The 651-nt window shown below is 42.2% G+C and carries 1 protein-coding gene; it reads right to left on the reverse strand.

Features of this window, described 5'->3' with window-relative positions; genetic code table 11:
- Positions 1-236 precede the first annotated feature (236 nt).
- Positions 237-651: lipoprotein LipL21 (locus LEP1GSC192_RS16180; protein WP_020771071.1), on the reverse strand; the 415-nt coding region annotated here is incomplete at its 5' end.

Consider the following 651-nt stretch of genomic DNA (forward strand, 5'->3'; position numbering starts at 1 on the left):
GTCGCCAACGGAAGTAGCATCTTTTTGAGCGGTATTAGCTCCGCAATAGGTAAGTAATGCAGCAGACAGAACAATAGCGATTACTTTTTTGATCATCTTCTTATTGAAATTTGTTTACTCAATTTTAGCGATCGACTCAATCTTTCTAGATTATACTATGCGGAAATAAAAAACCCCACCTTTTCTAGGCGGGGTTTTCCATTTCAGTTCGAGTCGAAACTCAAACTAAACTTATATTATTTACCGATTTCTTGAGCTTTAGCTACGAGAGCGTCGCGTCCACCTGGAAATTTAGCGTAAATAACACACTGGCATTCTTCCCAGTTGTCTTTAGAAACATCATTAGGATCGGAACCTGGACCGGTAGCTTTACACTCGTAAACTCCCACTCCTTTTACGATACCTGCAGAAGTACCAACGATAACGGAAGCAGTAGCTTCACCGTCGGAAACTCCGGATGCGGATTCAACAGTCTCACCGACCATTTTTTTAACAACGTCGGAAGCACCTTGTAAGCGAGAAGCTTCACGGCAAGTAGACTGCATCATTGCGAGACTTTTTTTAGCAACAGCCTTAGCGGATGCACGAGAAGCGAACTTCATGTAATAGTAGTCTTTAGGATTGGTATCTCTTGGAGTTTTACCGTCGTTT

Origin of the sequence: Leptospira sp. B5-022, assembly GCF_000347035.1 — a bacterium.
GTDB lineage: Bacteria > Spirochaetota > Leptospiria > Leptospirales > Leptospiraceae > Leptospira_B > Leptospira_B cinconiae.